17 protein-coding genes are annotated in these 17248 nt (G+C 69.6%); 5 read left to right on the top strand and 12 right to left on the bottom strand.

Annotation, left to right across the window (positions count from 1 at the left end; translation table 11 throughout):
- Window positions 1–54: 54 nt before the first annotated feature.
- From VB734_RS12815 to VB734_RS12775, 9 genes are all read right to left on the bottom strand, one after another.
- Window positions 55–447: a GTP-binding protein gene (locus VB734_RS12815; RefSeq protein WP_323243451.1), complete on the bottom strand. Its 393-nt coding sequence runs from the start codon at window positions 445–447 to the stop codon at window positions 55–57.
- A gap of 116 nt (window positions 448–563) precedes the next feature.
- The gene (locus VB734_RS12810) at window positions 564–1460 is read right to left on the bottom strand and encodes an outer membrane protein (RefSeq protein WP_323243450.1); all 897 of its coding nucleotides are present in this window, start codon (window positions 1458–1460) and stop codon (window positions 564–566) included.
- Between the two features lie 416 nt (window positions 1461–1876).
- Entirely contained in the window at window positions 1877–2218 is a 342-nt protein-coding gene (gene hypA / locus VB734_RS12805; protein WP_323243449.1) for a hydrogenase maturation nickel metallochaperone HypA, read from the bottom strand.
- The gene (locus tag VB734_RS12800; protein WP_323243448.1) at window positions 2211–2660 is read right to left on the bottom strand and encodes a hydrogenase maturation protease; all 450 of its coding nucleotides are present in this window, start codon (window positions 2658–2660) and stop codon (window positions 2211–2213) included. Before VB734_RS12800 ends, hypA begins: the two co-directional genes overlap by 8 nt.
- Window positions 2657–4099, bottom strand: a complete 1443-nt coding sequence (locus VB734_RS12795; RefSeq protein ID WP_323243447.1) for a Ni/Fe hydrogenase subunit alpha — start codon at window positions 4097–4099, stop codon at window positions 2657–2659. The genes VB734_RS12800 and VB734_RS12795 overlap by 4 nt, the downstream gene beginning before the upstream one ends.
- Before the next feature lie 10 nt (window positions 4100–4109).
- Window positions 4110–4685 carry an oxidoreductase gene (locus tag VB734_RS12790; protein ID WP_323243446.1) on the bottom strand — a complete coding sequence of 192 codons (576 nt, stop codon included), beginning with the start codon at window positions 4683–4685 and terminating at the stop codon, window positions 4110–4112.
- An 11-nt stretch (window positions 4686–4696) separates the two neighbouring features.
- Window positions 4697–5416, bottom strand: coding sequence for a bidirectional hydrogenase complex protein HoxU (gene hoxU, locus VB734_RS12785; RefSeq protein ID WP_323243445.1), 720 nt, complete (start codon window positions 5414–5416; stop codon window positions 4697–4699).
- On the bottom strand, window positions 5416–7032 hold the full coding sequence (locus VB734_RS12780) for a NuoF family protein (RefSeq protein WP_323243444.1): 1617 nt from the start codon (window positions 7030–7032) through the stop codon (window positions 5416–5418). The genes hoxU and VB734_RS12780 overlap by 1 nt, the downstream gene beginning before the upstream one ends.
- Window positions 7033–7086: 54 nt before the next feature.
- The gene (locus tag VB734_RS12775) at window positions 7087–8142 is read right to left on the bottom strand and encodes a hypothetical protein (protein WP_323243443.1); all 1056 of its coding nucleotides are present in this window, start codon (window positions 8140–8142) and stop codon (window positions 7087–7089) included.
- 50 nt (window positions 8143–8192) lie between these two features.
- Between VB734_RS12775 and VB734_RS12770 the strand changes: the two genes are divergently transcribed.
- A complete protein-coding gene (locus VB734_RS12770; protein WP_323243442.1) occupies window positions 8193–10919 on the top strand; it encodes a putative bifunctional diguanylate cyclase/phosphodiesterase in 2727 nt (908 codons plus the stop codon).
- Window positions 10920–10936: 17 nt separating this feature from the next.
- Window positions 10937–12715 carry a GGDEF domain-containing protein gene (locus VB734_RS12765; protein WP_323243441.1) on the top strand — a complete coding sequence of 593 codons (1779 nt, stop codon included), beginning with the start codon at window positions 10937–10939 and terminating at the stop codon, window positions 12713–12715.
- On the opposite strand, the gene VB734_RS12760 is transcribed toward VB734_RS12765, so the two are convergent.
- Complete coding sequence (locus VB734_RS12760; RefSeq protein ID WP_323243440.1) at window positions 12697–13230, bottom strand: NAD(P)H-dependent oxidoreductase subunit E; 534 nt, start codon at window positions 13228–13230, stop codon at window positions 12697–12699. The genes VB734_RS12765 and VB734_RS12760 overlap by 19 nt on opposite strands.
- A 101-nt stretch (window positions 13231–13331) precedes the next feature.
- Here VB734_RS12760 and VB734_RS12755 point away from each other — a divergent pair, with 101 nt between their 5' ends.
- The 3 genes from VB734_RS12755 to VB734_RS12745 are packed head-to-tail and all read left to right on the top strand — an operon-like array spanning window position 13332 to window position 15965.
- On the top strand, window positions 13332–13478 hold the full coding sequence (locus tag VB734_RS12755; protein WP_323243439.1) for a hypothetical protein: 147 nt from the start codon (window positions 13332–13334) through the stop codon (window positions 13476–13478).
- A gap of 35 nt (window positions 13479–13513) precedes the next feature.
- Entirely contained in the window at window positions 13514–15511 is a 1998-nt protein-coding gene (locus VB734_RS12750) for a PAS domain S-box protein (RefSeq protein WP_323243438.1), read from the top strand.
- 49 nt (window positions 15512–15560) lie between these two features.
- Window positions 15561–15965 (top strand): VOC family protein, encoded by a 405-nt coding sequence (locus VB734_RS12745; protein WP_323243437.1) that lies wholly within the window; start codon window positions 15561–15563, stop codon window positions 15963–15965.
- Here VB734_RS12745 and VB734_RS12740 read toward each other — a convergent pair.
- Window positions 15962–16222 (bottom strand): hypothetical protein, encoded by a 261-nt coding sequence (locus VB734_RS12740; RefSeq protein ID WP_323243436.1) that lies wholly within the window; start codon window positions 16220–16222, stop codon window positions 15962–15964. The genes VB734_RS12745 and VB734_RS12740 overlap by 4 nt on opposite strands.
- An 88-nt stretch (window positions 16223–16310) precedes the next feature.
- Window positions 16311–16973, bottom strand: a complete 663-nt coding sequence (locus tag VB734_RS12735) for a DJ-1/PfpI family protein (protein ID WP_323243452.1) — start codon at window positions 16971–16973, stop codon at window positions 16311–16313.
- Window positions 16974–17248 lie beyond the last annotated feature (275 nt).

The raw sequence follows: 17248 nt of genomic DNA, 5'->3' as shown, positions 1-17248 counted from the left end.
TTTCGTTCACGACGTCGACCATTCGGTCATCACCCCCAATCCGGAGCTCGCCAGTCATGTGGCGGCGCTGGAAGGCCAGCGCGTGGTGTTCACCAATGGCTCGCGCAAGCACGCCGAAAAGGTGATCTGCAGGGCCGGCACCCCGGCGGCCCGCAGGCGACGGGCGTCGTTGTCGGTGGCCAGATCCCCGACGATCACCGCCATCGGATGGCGCTGCGATGGGGAGGCGGGCGCCAGGTGCCTGGCCAGCCGCTCCAGCAGGGCGGTCTTGCCGGAGCCCGGCGAGGAGAGCAGGTTGATCACCCGGACGCCGGCGGCGGCGAAGTGTTCCCGGTTGGCCGCCGCCTGGGCATCGTTGTGCACCAGCAGGCGCTGGCCCAGCTCCAGGTGCCGGGGGGCCTCGATGGCGGGGGCGACCGGTTGGCCGCAGTTGCAGTCGACACACATCGCAGGATCGACCCCCAGACAGGAGAGGAGTACGGAAAAGCCCCGCCGGGGCCAGGCCTCGCCCGAAGGCTAGGCACGGAGTTCCGACGGGGCCGGGGCCCTGAGAGCCGCCGTGATCACCAGAGGCCGCGGATCGGCGCGGGGGCCGGTTCGGGCTGGAAGATCGGCGCCGGGGCCGGGGCGGGCTGCATGACGGGTTCCGGCTCCGGGGTGGGCGCGGGCGCGGCCGCCACGGGGCGGGCACCGAAGCGGTAACGGAAGCCGATCTTGCCGCCGAAGCTGTTGAAGGCGTCGAAGGTCAGGTTCTCGGAGGTATAGCCGCCGGCACCTTGATAGACGCCCTCCACGTAGACATCGGAGTTGTAGCTCATGGCGTAGCTGACCCCCACCTTGGCCTGCCAACCGAACAGCCCCTTGTTGACGCTGTGGGTGGGGAAGCCGTTGAGGGCGAAACTCGGGGTGCTGAGGTTGGTGTACCCGATGCCACCGCCGATGTAGGGCGTCCAGCGGCTGTTGGTCTCGATGTCGTAGTAGAGGCTGGCCAGCACATCATTCTTGTTGATGATGCCGGAGACGTTGTTGGTGGTGGGCACGATGCCGAAGGCACCGAAGCCGATCGGATTGGCGGCACCCACGGCGTTGAGGCTGGCCCGGCTGTAGCCGTAGGTGAGCTCGGCGCGCAGGGCGCCGAAGTCGTAACCGACGCCCACATCACCGGAGAAGCCCCCGCCCAGATCCAGCTTGGTGGAGTTGTTGTTGCCGAAGTTGAACAGCAGCGGGGTGAAGAAGGGCGAAACGAGTGTGCCCGTGCTGTTGACCGTCTGGTCGCTGGGGGTCTGGGCGCCGGCACCGATGGTGAGGTACCAGCCCTTGGCGGAATAGACCTCCTTCACCACCGGCTGGGGGAACGTCTGGGCGATGAGGGTGGCATCCGGCGTGACCTCGGGAACCAGGTTTGCGCTGGGGCCGTCCTCAGCAATCCCGGGAAGACCGGCGGGCGATTCCGAAGTCACGGGATTCGTCACGGGCTCGGCGCCCTCGTCAGCAGGCCCGGCCTCTGCCATCGCGGGACCGCCAAGCAGGAGGCCACCCGTTGCGGCGATTCCTACCCCGCGGACACAAGCCTTCGTGAAATGTTTCGTGAATTTCTTTGTGAGATTTATTGTGAAATATGTCATGGGGGTTGGGCTCCTCTCACTGATGTATAGATAAACCCACGCCATGGACGAAACGAAAAGCCATGGACAGCATCAGTCCTGGCACAGAGTGGCAGAAAGAGAAAACTTGCACAAGATTACGTTTCGCTCTGGAATCCAGTGTCAATCCGCCTTCTGTAGAAAATAGGCAGATTATTTTCCGGCCCTGATCGGGATCATCGCCAACCTCGGTCATGACGGCGCCCGCTGCGGCCCCAGTCCCTGTGGCCGGCTCAGGCGATCTCCATCGAGGCCAGCTGCAGCTCCCGGCCCCGCAGCAGCTCCCGGCTGATGCGGCCGCAGCGCGGGCATTCGCAGCAGCCATCGCGCGCCGCGAAGGGCTGTTCGCAGGCGGCACAGAAAAAGGCGGCGGGCACCGCTTCGATCTCCAGCCGGGAGCCGGCGGCGATGGTGCCCGCCATCACCACCGTGTGGGCCAGGCGCAGGGCCTCGATCTCCACCCCTGCCAGGCTGCCCACCCGCAGGGTGATGGTGGTGATGCGGCCGGCCCCGTGCCGGGCGGCCTGCTCCAGCGCCTGCTCCCGCACGGCGTCCATGAGGCTCAACTCATGCATGGGGCGCCGCCCCCTCCCGCAACCAGCCCCGCAGCAGCTGGCGCGCCTGGGGCAGCTGGCGCCGCAGCTGCGGCGAGAAGCGCTCCCCCCAGGAGAAATCGAAGGCCGGCACCAGCAGCTCGTGGGCCGGCACGCAGCGGCCGAACAGCTGCTCGGCCAGGGCCAGCAGCCGGGCGGGTGCCACCCGGTGCGTGTCCCGCTCCCATCCATCGCTGGCCACCAGGGGCCGCAGCAGGCAGGGGCTCCGGGGTGGCGCCAGCCAGGCATCGACGATCAGCAGCCGCTCGGCCGCCGCCACCGCCTCGGCCAGTTCGGGGGTGAGCTGGTGGCGCTGCAGCCCCAGACCCTCCACCAGGTGCCAGCCGACCCCGTCATCCCCCCGCAGGGGGTTGCCGATGCCGATCAGCAGCGCGCCTCCGGTGCCGGCGCCGGCGGCGGTCATCCCCGCAGGCGCTCGGCCAGCACCGTGCCGTCGGCGGCCAGCAGTTGCAGGCGCAGCGGCATCTGGCCGGCGGCGTGGGTGGAGCAGGAGAGGCAGGGGTCGAAGCAGCGGATGCCCGCCTCCACCCGGTTGAGCATCGCCTCGGGGATCTCGGCGCCGGCGGGCACCGGGTCGGGGATGTACTCCCGGGCGATCTGGTGCACGGTGCGGTTCATCGCCAGGTTGTTCTGACCGGTGGCGATGATCAGGTTGACGCTGGTGAGCAGGCCGTCGTCATCCACCTTGTAGTGGTGGAAGAGGGTGCCGCGGGGCGCCTCGCTCACCCCCACCGCCTCGTTGCGGTTGAGGGAGGCCCGCAGCCGGATGCGGCCGTGCATCAGCTCGGGGTCGGCCACCAGGATCTCGATCGCCTCCAGGCAGGCGACGATCTCCACGAGCCGCGCGTGGTGGTAAGCGAAGCTCGAGGTGGCGGGCTGGCCGCTGCGCTGGCGCAGCTCCGCCAGCTCCCGATCGGCCCAGGGGGTGCCGATGCCGTCGCAGACGTTGAGCCGGGCCAGGGGACCCACCCGGTAAATGCCGTCCGGATAGCCGAGGGGCTTGTAGTACGGGAACTTGAGGTAGCTCCAGGGTTCCACCGCCTCGCCGAGGAAGTCGGCGTAGTCGTCTTCGCTGAGCTGGTCGGCCACGATCGCTCCGGTGGCGTCCCGGAAGCGGATGCGCCCCTCGATGTGCTCCCAGAGCCCCTGCGGCGTCACCAGGCCCATGAACAGGCTGGGGAAGTCACCGAAGACGCGCTGCTCCCGTTGCAGGGGGCCATCGAGCAGCTTCTTGTAGAGCTCCAGCGCCAGGGTCACCGTGGCGCGGGCCTCCGGCAGGCGCTCCAGGATCCAGTCCCGGGCCTCCGGGCTGAGGGGCGAGCGCACGCCCCCGGGCACCGCCCAGGCGGAGTGGATCTTGCGGCCGCCCAGCAGCTCAAGGATCTGCTGGCCGAACTGGCGCAGGCGGATGCCGGCCCGGGCCAGGTCGGGGTCGGCGGCCATCAGGCCGAAGACGTTGCGCTTGGCCGGATCGCTCTCCCAGCCCAGCAGGAAATCGGGGCTGCTGAGGTGGAAGAAGGAGAGGGCGTGGGACTGGGTGAGCTGGGCCAGGTTGAGCAGCCGCCGCAGCTTGTCGGCCGCCGGGGGGATCGAGAGGGCCAGCAGCTTGTCGCCGGTCTTGGCGGCCGCCAGCAGGTGACTCACCGGGCAGATGCCGCAGATGCGGGCCGTGATGCCGGCCATCTCGGTGAAGGGGCGGCCCTCGCAGAATTTCTCGAACCCGCGGTACTCCACCACGTGGAAGCGGGTGTCGGTGAGGTGGCCGGCCTCATCGAGGTGGAGGGTGATCTTGGCGTGGCCTTCGATGCGGGTGACCGGATCGATGAGAACGGTGCGGGTCATGGGGAGGTCCTCATCCGAAGCGCAGCATGGCCGTGCCTTCCATCGCCGGCCGCTCACCGGCCAGCAAGGGGGTGATCGCCTCGCGGATGCGCTCGGCGGAGGGGGGGCAGCCCGGCAGGTAGAGATCCACCGGAATGACCTCATGCAGGGGCAGCACCCGGGGCAGCAGTTCGGGGACGATGCCGGGGGCGAAGGGCAGCTGGCCCGTGGCGTCGGCCAGCTCCAGGTAGCCCCGCTCCAGCACCGCCTTGGCGCCGTCGTGGCCGCCATCGAGCAGGTTGCGCAGGCCGGGCACGTTGGCGGTCACGGCGCAGTCGCCGAAGGAGATCACCAGGCCCGTGCGCTCGCGCACCTGCAGGGCCAGCTCGAGGTTGTCGACATTGGCCACCGCCCCCTCCACCAGGGCGATGTCGACGTGCTCGGGGTAGATCTTGACGTCGGTGCCGACCGGGGAGAAGACCACATCCACCTTCTCGGCCAGGTCGAAGAGGAACTCGTCGAGATCCAGGAACGACATGTGGCAGCCGGAGCAGCCCGCCAGCCAGACGGTGGCGAGGCGGAGTTTGGCGGGCGGGACGGGGGTCATGGGGAGGGGAGTCACTGGTTGTGCCAGCGGCGCTGGTCGCGGGCGCTGCGCAGCAGGGCGGGCAGGCCGGCGTCGGGCTGCTTCTCGGCGGTGGTGTCGGTGTTGCGGAACAGGGCGCCGGTGGGGCACACCTCGACGCACTTGCCGCAGGAGGTGCAGGCCTGCACCTGGCCCCAGGGCTCATCGAGGCCGGCGACGATGTGGCAGTGGCCGCCGCGGCTGCCGATGTCCCAGACGTGGGCCCCCTCGATCTCGTCGCACACCCGCACGCAGCGGGTGCAGAGGATGCAGCGGTTGTGGTCGAGGGTGAACTGGGGGTGGGAGGCATCCACCGACCGCTGGGGGTACTGGTAGGGGAAGCGGGAATGGTCCATGCCCACGGTCACGGCCATGTCCTGCAGTTCGCAGTGGGTGTTGGCCACACAGACGGCGCAGACGTGGTTGCCCTCGGCGAAGAACAGTTCCACCGCCATGCGCCGATACTCCCTGAGCCGGGGGGTGTGGGTGTGCACCACCATCCCCTCGGCGGCGGCGGTGCTGCAGGCGGGCAGCAGCTTGTTCGATCCCTCCACCTCCACCAGGCACAGCCGGCAGGCGGAGACCGGGCTCAGCCCATCAAGGTGACAGAGGGTGGGGACATCGGCCGCGGCCGCCCGGGTGGCCTCCAGCAGGCTGGCCCCCGCCGGCACCGCCACGTCCTGGCCGTTGATGTTGAGGGTGATGACAGCCATCAGCGCACCTCCCCGCTGGCGACGCAGCCCGAAGGCTCCCGGCAGGCGGCCTCGTATTCGTGGCGGAACCAGCGCAGGGTGCTGAGCACCGGATTGGGGGCCGACTGACCCAGACCGCAGAGGCTGGTGACCTTCACCATCTGGCAGAGGGCATCGAGACGTTCCATGTCCTCGGGCGTGGCCCGACGTTCCACGAAGCGATCCAGGAGCAGGGCCAGCTGCACGGTGCCGGCGCGGCAGGGGATGCACTTGCCGCAGCTCTCGTTGACGCTGAAGCCCATGAAGTGGCGCGCCACCTCGGGCATGGAGGTGCTTTCCCCCATCACCACCATGCCGCCGGAGCCCATCATCGAACCCAGCTCCAGCAGGCTTTCGTAGTCGACGGGGGTGTCGAGCCGTTCCGCCGGGATGCAGCCCCCGGATGGCCCGCCCGTCTGCACCGCCTTGATGGCCGAGCCATCGGGCACGCCGCCGCCGATCACCTCCACCACGGTGCGCAGGGGGGTGCCCATCGGCACCTCCACCAGGCCGGTGTTGACCACCGCGCCGGACAGGGCGAACACCTTGGTGCCCTTGCTGTGCTCGGTGCCCATGGCGGCGTACCAGTCCCCGCCTTCCCGCAGGATCGCCGGCACGGCGGTGAAGGTCTCGACGTTGTTGATCAGGGTGGGCGCGCCCCAGAGGCCCGACTGGGCCGGGAAGGGGGGCCGGGGCTGGGGCATGCCCCGCTGACCCTGGATCGAGAGCAGCAGGGCCGTCTCCTCCCCACACACATAGGCGCCGGCCCCCACCCGCACCTCCAGGCGCAGGTTGAAGGTGGTGCCGTGGATGTGGTTGCCCAGCAGGTGCCGGCTGCGGGCCTGCTGCAGGGCCAGCCGCAGCCGCTCGATCGCCAGGGGGTATTCCGCCCGCACGTAGACGAAGCCCCGCTCGGCGCCGACCGCGTAGGCCGCGATCGCCATCCCCTCGATCAGTCGATGCGGATCGCTCTCCAGCACGCTGCGGTCCATGAAGGCGCCGGGGTCCCCCTCGTCGGCGTTGCAGACCACGTAACGGGGGCCAGGGGGCTGGAGGGCCACCGTGTCCCACTTCAGGCCGGTCGGGTAGCCGGCGCCGCCCCGGCCCCGCAGGCCGCTGCGTCGCACCTCGTCACGCACCTGCTCGGGGCTGAGCTCCTGCAGGACGCGCTGCAGCTGGGCGTAGGTGCCGAAGGCGATCGCGTCGTCGATGGACTCGGGATTCACCTGGCCGCAGCCCTCCAGCACCACGGGCCGCTGCAGGGCGAAGAAGGGGCCCTCCAGATCGATCCGATGGGCCGCCAGGGGATCCACCGGGGACGCCGGAGCGGCCGTGGCATTGGCGGTGGCCTCGGCGATCAGGGTCCCGGCCTGCTCGGGCGCCAGCCCCCCGTAGAGCTGGGTGCGGCCGGGCCGGTCGCAGGCCACCAGGGGGCCGCTGCCGCACTGACGCAGGCACCCCACTGGCTTGATCGTCAGCTGGGAAGGATCAAGGCCGGCGGCCTCACGGGCGTCCTCCAGGGCGGTGCGCAGGGTCTGGCTGCCGGCGGAACGACAGCCGCTGGCATCGCAGCAGCGCACCTGCACAGGGGGGGGCATGGGGAACTGGGAACGCCTCTCCTTCTGTTAGCCAGGGAATGGCGGGAGCGCCGTTCAGCGGCCCTTGGCGAGGCCCCGGGCCATGCTGTCGTCCGTGGCGGGCAGGGGGGTGTTGGCCGGGATGACGCCATTGGCGTAAAGCACCTGGCGGATCTGCTCCAGCAGCGGGGGCAGGTTGTTCTGCCGCGGGTTGAGCAGCTCGTACTGCTCCTGGGGCCCGGGGTAGCGGATGCCCCCCAGCACGGCGGAGCTGAAGGCGGGATCGAGGCCGAGATGGTCGGCCATCGCCTCGCGGACGCCGACCTGGCCTTCCCTTTCCTCCTCCCGTGCCGCCTGCCAGCCCTGGACCAGGGCCAGGACGGCATCGGGGTGCAGGCGCAGAAGCTCGGGTTCGACGGCGAGCACATCGAGGATCTCGTTGGGCAGCTGCCGGCTGGAGAACAGCGTGTCCAGCGGCAGGGAGCGGCGCAGGAGCTCGCTGCGGGGCGGGTAGGTCACCACTGCCGCCACCGTCCCCTGCCGCAGGGCGGCCTCCCAGGAGGCGGCGGGCAGGAACCGGAGCTGGGAGGGCACCGGAGGGGGGAGATCCTCGGACTCGAAGGCCCGGGCCAGCAGATAGCGGGAGAGGCTGCTGCGGTCGAGGGCGATCGGCCGGCCGACCAGGCCCTTCAGATCCTTCACCTCCGGCAGGGCCAGCACCTGATCGCCACCGCGGGATTCATCGATCACATAGACGATCACCGGACAGCGCTCCGGGGCCAGACCGCAGATGGTGACCACATCGATCGCCGTGGTGGCGATCGCCTGGGCCGCCCCGCCGACGTAGGACTGCACAGCGCGGTCGTTGTCCGCGAAATTGCGCAGGTCCAGCCGGAGTCTGCGGGGGTCGTAGTGCTGACGGGCCTGGGCCAGGGCGAAGTAGGCGTAGCCCGGCCAGGGATTCATCGCCAGCACGAAACGGGGAGGCTGACGTGGGCAGCCGATCAGCAGCGCCAGCACCAGGGCCGACACAGCGGCCAGCCCACCCCTCCACGGACGCCAGCCGATGGGCTGCCGCCGGCCCTTGTGGCGCCTCCCCGGGGGAAGGGCAAAGCCGGCAACAGCCCCCATGGGTGGGCCAGAAATATGAAAAAAGTATTATGAGTGATCAGAGCGAACGGTTGACGTCCCGCCCGGCCCCGCCGCCGACTGCCCCCCTGCCACCTTCTCCGCCTCCAGCTGAGCGCCAGACCCGGGGGTCGAGCTCCCGGGCGGCTGCCGTGCTGGCCACCGGACTGTTGGGCACCGCCCTGCTGACCTGGGGCAGCATCCTTCAGACCCCCCATTTGCACGGCGACGGGGAGAAACCTGCGGCCGATCTCGTCGTCGCCGCCCTGCACCGGAAACTGGAGAAAACCGAATCGGTGCTGCGGGGGCTCGTCGGCCTGCAGATGGCGTCGCAGGAGGTGACCCTCGGGGAGCTGCAGCGGTTCGTTGCTTCCCTCGAGAGCGATGGGCGCACCCTGGAGGGCATCAACACCGTGGGGTTCGCGACGGCCGCCTCCGGGCAGGCGCCGATCCGGCTGCTCGCGCCGATGGATCCCGCCGGCCGCGATTTGCTGGGCTCGGACCTCTGGTCGTGGGTGCGGGGCTCCGGCGAGCAGCTCAGCCGGGAGCCCGCCCCCAAGGAGGGATGGCTGCTCCCCGGCCGGCCCCGGCCGGGTCAGCCGGCCTTTCTGGTGCAGATCCTGCCCTTCGGAACGGAATCAGTCCCGGCCTCCCCCACCTCGCCAACCGCGACGCGCTGGGCCTTTGCCACCCTGCCGCTTCGGGATGTGATGCGGGCGGCCCTGGATCACCCGTTGATCCGGCTGGATGGGCCCGTGGATGTGCAGCTGTACGCCGGCGATCGCGCCGACCCTGCCCAACTCCTCTACGACTCCCGCAACCTCCCGGCGGCCGGCGTGCTGCCCCATGCCCTCTCCCACCGTCTCGACATCGGTGGCCAGCGGTGGCTGTTGCTGGTGCACCCCCTGCATGGCTCTGCACCCTGGCTGCCCTCCTGGGGTGCGGTGCTGCTGCTGGGTCTGACGACCAGCCTGCTGGCCGCCCTGCTGACCCGGGAGGTGCAGCGACGGCGGCGTCTGGCCGAACAGGAGGGCCGCAGCCTGGGGGAGCTGCGGAGCCAGCTGGAGGACAGCCTCCAGTGGCTCCGCCTCCACCGTCAGGCCTGCTCCCTGATCCAGGAGGGGCTCGTCGTCACCGATCGCGACGGGGCGATCCTGGCCTGCAACGAGGCTTATGTGGCCATCACCGGCTACCCGGAGGAGGAGCTGGTGGGCCGCAATCCCCGCATCTTGAACTCCGGCTACCAGTCAAAGGAGTTCTATGCCGCCCTCTGGGAGCAGCTGCTCGCCAACGACCGCTGGGAAGGGGAGATCTGGAACCAACGCCGCAGCGGTGAGGCCTATCCGGTCTGGATGCGGATGGGGGTGGTGCGGGACGGCGCCGGTGACCCCAGCCATTACATCGCCGCCCTGGCTGATCTGAGCGTGCTTCGGGAGAAGGACCGGCAGCTCGAGTATCTCGGCTTCCACGACCCCCTGACCCGCCTGCCCAACCTGCAGATGGCCGAACTGCGGCTCGGTCAGCTGTGCCAGCAGTCCCAGCCCCTGGTGGTGATCTGGATCGAACTGGACGGCATCAAGCGGATCGAGGAAAGCTTCGGCCAGGCCAAGGGGGATCAGCTGGTGCAGGTCGCCGTCGATCGGCTGGGCCACTTCGTGGGCCCCGCCGACGTCATGGCCCAGGTCGGCAGGAACGAGTTCCTGATCGTGCACGCGCTGGACCCGGCCGACCCCACGGCCCTGGAGACGGCCCACACCCTCATGGCCGCCCTCACCGATTCCATGGCTCCGGGGGGAGGGCTGGATCTCACCCTGTCGGCGTGGGCGGGGGTGAGCTGCTTCCCCCAGGATTCGAGGGAGCCGGAAAACCTCCTCCTGTTCGCCGCCACGGCCCTCGGGCAGGCCAGGCGCCAGGGACCGCAGGCGGTGCTGCGGTACTCGGCCGAGATGACGATCCGCAGCCGGCAGCGCCTGGCGATCGAGGCCCATCTGCAGCGGGCGGTGGAAGGGGGCCAGCTGGAACTTCTCTACCAACCCCAGGTGGATGGTCAGGGGACGCTGCTGGGGGCCGAGGCCCTGCTGCGCTGGCGCAGTCCGAAGTTCGGTGTTGTTTCTCCGCTGGAGTTCCTCCCCATCGCCGAAGCCAGCGACCTGATCCACCGGATCGGCGAATGGGTGCTGCAGGAGGCCTGCCGCCAGTGGCAGAAGTGGTTGCAGGTCGGCTTCGAGCCCGGCCGGCTGGCGGTGAACCTTTCCACCCGCCAGTTCCAGGATCCCCGCCAGACCGTGCCGGAACTGGTGCAGGCGTGTCTGAGCCGCACGGGGCTGGCCGTTGCCCAGTTGGAGCTGGAGATCACCGAGAGCTGCCTGATGCCGGCTCTCGGCACCCGGGAACAACTTCTAACCTTGAACAGCATGGGTGTGGAACTGGCGATCGACGATTTCGGCACCGGTTTTTCCTCCCTGAGCACCATTCACAAATTTCCGATCCACAAGCTCAAGATCGACCGTTCCTTCGTGGACGGGGTCGACGGCAACCCCACCTCGCAGTCGATCGTGCGGGCCACGCTGGCCATGGCCGAGGGCCTGGGGGTCCACGTTCTGGCCGAGGGGGTCGAGCGACCCGAGGAGCTGGAGTTTCTGCTCCGCAGCGGCTGCCCCGCCTTCCAGGGTTACCTGTTCAGCCGTCCCCTGGCCGCCGAGGCCTTCGAGGACCTGCTGCGCAGGGGAGCAAGGCTCAGCCCGGTGGCGGGGAGTGCTGCGGCGGTCCCCCTGCCATGAGAGTCCTCCGCCCCACCATGACGCAGCGCCAGGGACTGCTGCTGGCTCTGCTGGCCGGGCTGGCGGTGCTCGGCAATGTGAGCGCGCTGCCGCTGTTCTTCGGCATCCAGATCCTGCTCGGGTCGACCCTTCCCACCCTCGTCCTGCTGTGGCGGCGGGGCTGGTGGAGCGTGGCCATCGCCGTGCTGGCCAGCCTTTACACCTGGAAGCTCTGGGGCCATCCCTGGGCCGCCGTGATCTTCAGCGCCGAGGCCCTGTGGCAGGCGGTGTTCGTCAACCGCTTCAACGGCCCGCCGGAGAACGACATCAAGGGCCGGATCGTTCTGGCTGAGATCGCCTTCTGGCTCCTGGTGGGGACACCGATGGTGTTCTTCTTCTATGGCGTCGTGCTGCAGATCGACCCGGCGAACGTGGCCGTGACGGCCGCCAAGCAGGCGGTCAACGGCATCGCGAACACGGTGGGGGCCTTCCTGCTGTTCATGCTGCTGCAGGTGTGGCGCAACAGGAGGGGCCAGGGACTGCTGCCTCTGCGGGGCATCGTGTTCTCCGTGGTGCTGGCGTCGTTCACGTTGCCGTCGCTGGCCCTCACCTTCCTTTCGGGCAACCTGCTGCAGGGGGCAGCCCAGGAGGCGGTGCTCGACAACCTGCGGACCGTCGCCGAGGCCGCAGCCCGGATGGATCCCCCTCACGTCGGCGAGCCCACCCGGAGACTGCCGGCCAGCCCCGGCGCGACAGCCTTCCTGCTCATCGACGCGGAAGGCAACCGGATCAGCTCCAACCCAGCACTGTTTCTGCGGCTGGAGAACAACTTCCTGCCGGCCCCCCAGCAGTGGATCCAGCCCGATGGGTTGCAGATCCTGATCCCAAGAAGGCCTGGCCCCCCCCTCAAGGTCTCGATCCAGGGCTACTGGAGCACCACGCTGCTCTCGGGCCCCCATCGGGTGCAGGTGGTGCAACCCGCCCGGCCCGTGGTGCTGCAGCTGCAGGCGCAGAGCACCACCATGCTCATCGCCTCGCTGGGGCTGATGCTGCTGGGGGTGCTTCTCAGCGAGCTGACGGCCACCCTGGTGGATGGGCAGATGCAGCTGCTGCGCGCCTCGGTGCCGGAGGTCAGCGACGACGGCCTGGGCCTCGGTGGCGATCCGGAGCCTGACGGGGGCCTTGGTGATGGCACCGTCATCGCCGAAGTGCAGAGCCTGGTGGGCAGCCTCCACGAGCATCTGCGCCGGGAAGCTCGCCTGAGCCAGGATCTCGCCGCCATGAGCGAGCGGTTCCGGCAGAGCAGCGAGCAGCTGCGGCGGCTCTCGAGCACCGACCTGCTCACCGGGGCCCGAAACCGCTCCGAGCTGGAACGCAGCCTGAGGCTGATCAGCCAACGGGCCTCCGAGTGCACCGTGCCCCTCTCGTGCCTGGCCTTCGCGGTGCAGGGTCTGCGACCGATCAACACCGTCCTTGGCCGGCAGAAGGGAGATGAGGTGCTGCAGCGGCTGATCACCAGCATCCGGCAGCTGCTGCACGCCAACGACGAACTGTTCCGCATCGGAGGCAGTGAATTCCTGCTGCTGCTCTGGGATCAGCCGCTTGAATCGGCCCGCACCACGGCGGAGCAGATCCGCAGGGTCGTGACCGAGACGGCCCTGCCGGCAGGAAAGGGACCCGCCAACGGGCTGGCGATGAATGCGGGCGTGAGCCTGCTGGCGGCCTCCGATGCCAGCGGCCAGGCCATGCTGTCGCGGGTGGAGCTGGCCCTGAACCAGTCCAGGGATCTGGGGGCCAATCAGGTGGTGGTGCGCTGAGGCAGGCCAGCGGCCTCCAGCCGCGCGTCCAGTTCCTCGGGCTGGTCGACCGGCAGCCGGGTCACCAGGTCGCCGTCCACCACCAGCACCGGCGCCTGGCCGCAGGCCCCCAGGCAGCTGACGTGCTGCAGGGCCCAGACCCCGTCCCCCGCCGGATCATCCAGGCGCACCCCCAGCCGCTGCTCGATGCGCGCCGCCACCTGGCCACCTCCCTTGACGTAGCAGGCGGTGCCCAGGCAGATGGCGCAACGGTGGGCGGTGGGGGGCTCCAGCCGGAAGAGGTGGTAGAAGCTCGCCACGCCGTGGACGCGGCTCAGGGGCAGCCGCATGGCGATGGCCACCACCCGCAGGGATTCCGGCGAGAGATAGCCATGCAGCTCCTGCACCTGGTGCAGCACCTCGATCAGGGCATCGGCGCGGGCCCCGTGGCGACGGACCACCTGGGCGATGCGCGGATCGCCGTTGTCGGCGCCGGTCGCGGTGGGGGCGGTTGCGGCGGTTGCGGAGCTGGTCATGCCATCGTTCTCCCATCCTCCCTGTGCTAGCCACCGTCGGCGCGAGGGTCAGCCCGGTCGGCATCTGTACCTATAATCATTTTCGAACGGGACACCGGCCGATGACCCCCCTCCTGCGTCTGGTCCAGCTTCAGGGGGTCATGCTGAGCATGGCGCTGCTGTTCGCCTCAGCCACCCTGGCCTGTGAGAAACACCTCAAGGGGCACCAGAGCAGCGTGGAGACCCAGGCGGAAGGCGTCGGCCGCTGAAGCCATCCATCGCCCAGGGACGTTATCGCTCACGGTTGATCGTCCTGGCGGCCGCCCTGGTGGGATTGTTTCTCGTGGAGTTGCTTCTGTCGAGAAGCCTGGGGATCACGCTGTATCCGTACTACTGGATCCCCGTGGTTCTGGCCGCTTCGTTCGCCACCCCCCGCCAGGTGGGCTGGTTCACGAGCCTGGCCATCGTCCTGACGGTCGTCTGGTCGCTCCAGTCTCCCCAGGCCACCACCCTCAAACTGCTGCTGCGGCTGGCCGGCCTGATCGGGATCGCCTGGGTCTCGATGCACCTGGCTCGGGAACTGCAGGCGAAGGACCGCAGCAACCGGGAGCTGAAGGATCACTACCAGCTGCTGGCCGAGAACGCCCCCGATGTGGTGCTCAGCAGCGATTGCCAGGGGCGGATCTCCTGGGTGTCGCCCGCGGTGCAGCAGCTGCTGGGCCATGACGCCCGCGCCCTCAGGGACCGGACCATCGCCGAGCTGGTGCTGGAGCCGGACCGTGACCGCCTGGATCAGGCCATCGACCGGGTCCTTCAGGGGGAGAACAGCGGCTGCGACCTGCGCTTCCGTGCCGCCGACGGCGGCAGCCGCTGGATCTCCATGGCCTTGCGCCCGGTGCCAGGGCCCGACGGCGACGTGACGGGCCTGGTGGGCAGCTGGCGGGACATCCAGGGCGTAGTGGACGCCCGACTGGCGGAGGAGCGCACCAAGGCGGCCCTGGCCGCCTCGGAGGAACGCCTGCGGCTCACCATGGAGAACACCTCCACCGGCATCGCCCTGCTTGACGCCGAGGGCCATGTGCTCTCCATCAACCCCGCCGCCGGCGGGCTGCTTGATCGGGACCCGGCCGACCTGGAGGGCCTCACCTGGCCGTCGTGCTCGCCGCCGGAGGACCGGGCCGGTGAAGCTCCCCTGATGGCGGAACTGGTGGACGGCCGCCGTCGTTGCTACCGGCTGCGCAAGCGCATCCTGCAGGGCGAGCGCCCCCCCCTCTGGGTGGACTGCAGCGTGTCAAGCTCCCGCCGCCCCGACGGCAGCCTGGCCTTCGTGATCGCCCAGTTCAACGACGTGACCGAGATGGTGCAGGCGGAAGCCGCCCTGGCCAGCTCGGAGCAGCGTTACCGACTGCTGGCGGAGAACTCCAGCGACGTGGTGCTGCTGGTCAAGGGGGGCCTGGTCAGCTGGATCTCCCCCTCACTCACCTGCATGCTGGGCTGGCAGCCGGAGGACTGGGTCGGCCATCCGCTCAGCCACTTCATCCCCGCCGACGACCATCCGCTGCTGGATCAGGACCTCCAGACCCTGGCCGGCGGGGGCACCGTGGTGCGCCGGCTGCAGGCCCTGGCCCACGACCGCAGCCGCCGCTGGGTGGAGCTGCATGCCAGTCCCCACCGGGATCCCCTGGGCCAGCTGGACGGCATCGTGGGCTCGTTCCGCACGGTGGACCAGGAGGTGGCCGCCGAACGGGAACTGGCCCGCCGGGCCTGCACCGATGAGCTGACCGGGCTGGTGAACCGCCATGAGGCCCGCGAGCGGATCACCGCGATCGCCGGTCGGGTGCAGCGCCAGGGGGACGCCACCGCCGTGCTGTTCTGCGATCTCGACAACTTCAAGGAGATCAACGACACCTTCGGCCATGGGCCCGGCGACGAGCTGCTGCGGACGGTGGCCGCCCGGATCCGCTCGGGTCTGCGCAGCGGCGACATGGCCGCCCGCATCGGCGGCGACGAGCTGGTGGTGGTGCTCCAGGGGGTGCGGGGGCTGGGCGATGCGGTCACCATCGCCGAGAAGCTCCGCCGGGCCGTGGCCGAGCCGATCCTCACCAGTGCCGGCAGCCTGTCGATCACCCTCAGCATCGGGGTGACCATGGTCCGCCCGGGCGAGAACCCCGACGCGATCATCACCCGGGCCGACCACGCCATGTACCGGGCCAAGCAGACCGGCCGCAACCAGGTGGTGCCCTTCAGCGAGCAGACCGACAGCGCCGATGGCCGCAGCGGTACCTGGCAGCCCGCCCTCTGAGCGGCGTAACGGCCGGCGACACTGGGTGGAGCGCAGGGAGGCGACGGCCATGCAGATCGCAGGAATCGACCACGTGGTGCTGCGCTGCAGGGATCTGGAGCGGATGGAGCGCTTCTACACCGACGTGCTGGGCTGCACGGTGGCGCGACGCAATGAGGCCCTGGGAATGATCCACCTGAGGGCCGGCAACGCCCTGATCGACCTGGCGGCGGTCAGCGGCGAACTGGGCCGCCGGGGCGGGGCGGCACCGGGAAAGGACGGCCACAACCTGGATCACGTCTGCCTGAGGATCGAACCCTTCGATGAAGACGCCCTGCGGGCCCATCTCCGCAGCCAGGGCATCGATGCCGGCCCCCTCCATCACACCTACGGAGCCGAAGGTGTCGGGCCGGCCCTCTACCTGGAGGATCCGGAAGGGAACAGCCTTGAACTCAAGGGCCCCGGGCCGGTTTAGCCGCGCCAGGTGGGCAGACCACCGTGGGCCAGGGTGCCGCGTTGGCGCCAGAGCGCTGCCGCACTGACGTTGATGCCGTGCCGTTGCGCCAGATCAGCCGCATTCTGAGGCGAATCGGATGTCCTCAGGGCGGCGGCGAACTGCGGATCGCGACGCGCCAGTTCCTTCACACGGTGGAGGGCTTCGGTGGCGTTGGCTGGGGCGTGAACAGCAGCCCCGGTGCGAGGCCGTTCACAGGTGGATTCACGGGATGACATGGGATCTCCTCCTCTCTTTCCTTGACCCTAATCGATCAGAATCATTGGCGAGATAAGTGAAAACACCCATCCCATCGGCTCCTGAAGTTCAGGAATTTGCCCGGAAATAGGCCGATCCCTTTCCGCTGGTTGCGGCACGGCCATAAACCCTCGAAGCAGGAAAGTATTCCGCCTCCAGTTGCACGATTCCCGCCACATCTTCACCGGCGGACTCCGCAATGAACCAGAGCAGGAGATCGAGGCCCGAGGAGATCCCCGCCGCGGTCCAGATCGCGCCCGAACGGGTGAAGCGCTCCTCCACCACCTCCACGTCGCCGAGGGCCCGCAGCCGATCGAGGGAGGCCCAATGGGTGGTGGCCCGCCGGCCGCTGAGCAGGCCGGCGGCGTGCAGCAGGAAGGCGCCCGTGCAGACCGAGAGCACCGCCCGGCAGCTGGCCGACTGGCGCCGGATGAAGGCGATCAGCTCGGCATTGGCCACCTCGGTGCGGGTGCCCTGCCCCCCCGGCACGAGCAGCACATCCAGCGGCGGAGCCGACGCGAAGCTGGCGTGGGGCAGCAGCACCATTCCCTTGGCGCAGGTGATCGGGCCTTCGCCCTGGGCGATCAGCAGGCACTGGCCGGGGCCGCTCGGCTGGCGCGCCCACAGCGTGGCCATCTCCCAGGGACCGACGGCGTCGAGTTCCTCCACCCCGGGGAACAGCAGGATGCCGAAACGGCCGGCCCCGGCGCCGGAGGACAGGGCTGGATCCATCGTCAACCCCGCCCGCGGCCGCTTCGGAGAAGGCGATCCTGCCATCCCTGAGCACCATTTCAGCGGATCGATGCCAGCGCACCGCCGCCCGGTTCCGGGAGCATCCTGAACAGCATCAGGGTCAGGGCACAGCCAGGGAGCGGTGGCGATGGGGACAGCGGCGACAGCGGCGGCGCGATGGCGGCAAGGGCTTCTGGCCATCGCCCTGGCGGCCCTGCTGAGCCTGCTGCCGCCAGGTGCCGCTGGCGCCGGGCGCGCCCTGGCCGCCGCACCTG

The organism is Synechococcus sp. BA-124 BA4 (assembly GCF_034931165.1).
Note: the sequence above shows the minus strand (reverse complement) of the source record. Positions and strands in the feature narration are given on the sequence as shown.

Excerpts from the sequence above, each read along its gene's own strand:
- VB734_RS12775 (WP_323243443.1), bottom strand. The coding sequence starts at position 8,142 with ATGGGGGCTGTTGCCGGCTTTGCCCTTCCCCCGGGGAGGCGCCACAAG.
- VB734_RS12795 (WP_323243447.1), bottom strand. The coding sequence starts at position 4,099 with ATGACCCGCACCGTTCTCATCGATCCGGTCACCCGCATCGAAGGCCAC.
- VB734_RS12745 (WP_323243437.1), top strand. The coding sequence starts at position 15,561 with ATGCAGATCGCAGGAATCGACCACGTGGTGCTGCGCTGCAGGGATCTG.
- hypA (WP_323243449.1), bottom strand. The coding sequence starts at position 2,218 with ATGCATGAGTTGAGCCTCATGGACGCCGTGCGGGAGCAGGCGCTGGAG.
- VB734_RS12790 (WP_323243446.1), bottom strand. The coding sequence starts at position 4,685 with ATGACCCCCGTCCCGCCCGCCAAACTCCGCCTCGCCACCGTCTGGCTG.
- VB734_RS12760 (WP_323243440.1), bottom strand. The coding sequence starts at position 13,230 with ATGACCAGCTCCGCAACCGCCGCAACCGCCCCCACCGCGACCGGCGCC.
- VB734_RS12765 (WP_323243441.1), top strand. The coding sequence starts at position 10,937 with ATGACGCAGCGCCAGGGACTGCTGCTGGCTCTGCTGGCCGGGCTGGCG.
- VB734_RS12740 (WP_323243436.1), bottom strand. The coding sequence starts at position 16,222 with ATGTCATCCCGTGAATCCACCTGTGAACGGCCTCGCACCGGGGCTGCT.
- VB734_RS12735 (WP_323243452.1), bottom strand. The coding sequence starts at position 16,973 with ATGGATCCAGCCCTGTCCTCCGGCGCCGGGGCCGGCCGTTTCGGCATC.
- VB734_RS12800 (WP_323243448.1), bottom strand. The coding sequence starts at position 2,660 with ATGACCGCCGCCGGCGCCGGCACCGGAGGCGCGCTGCTGATCGGCATC.
- hoxU (WP_323243445.1), bottom strand. The coding sequence starts at position 5,416 with ATGGCTGTCATCACCCTCAACATCAACGGCCAGGACGTGGCGGTGCCG.
- VB734_RS12815 (WP_323243451.1), bottom strand. The coding sequence starts at position 447 with ATGTGTGTCGACTGCAACTGCGGCCAACCGGTCGCCCCCGCCATCGAG.
- VB734_RS12780 (WP_323243444.1), bottom strand. The coding sequence starts at position 7,032 with ATGCCCCCCCCTGTGCAGGTGCGCTGCTGCGATGCCAGCGGCTGTCGT.
- VB734_RS12755 (WP_323243439.1), top strand. The coding sequence starts at position 13,332 with ATGACCCCCCTCCTGCGTCTGGTCCAGCTTCAGGGGGTCATGCTGAGC.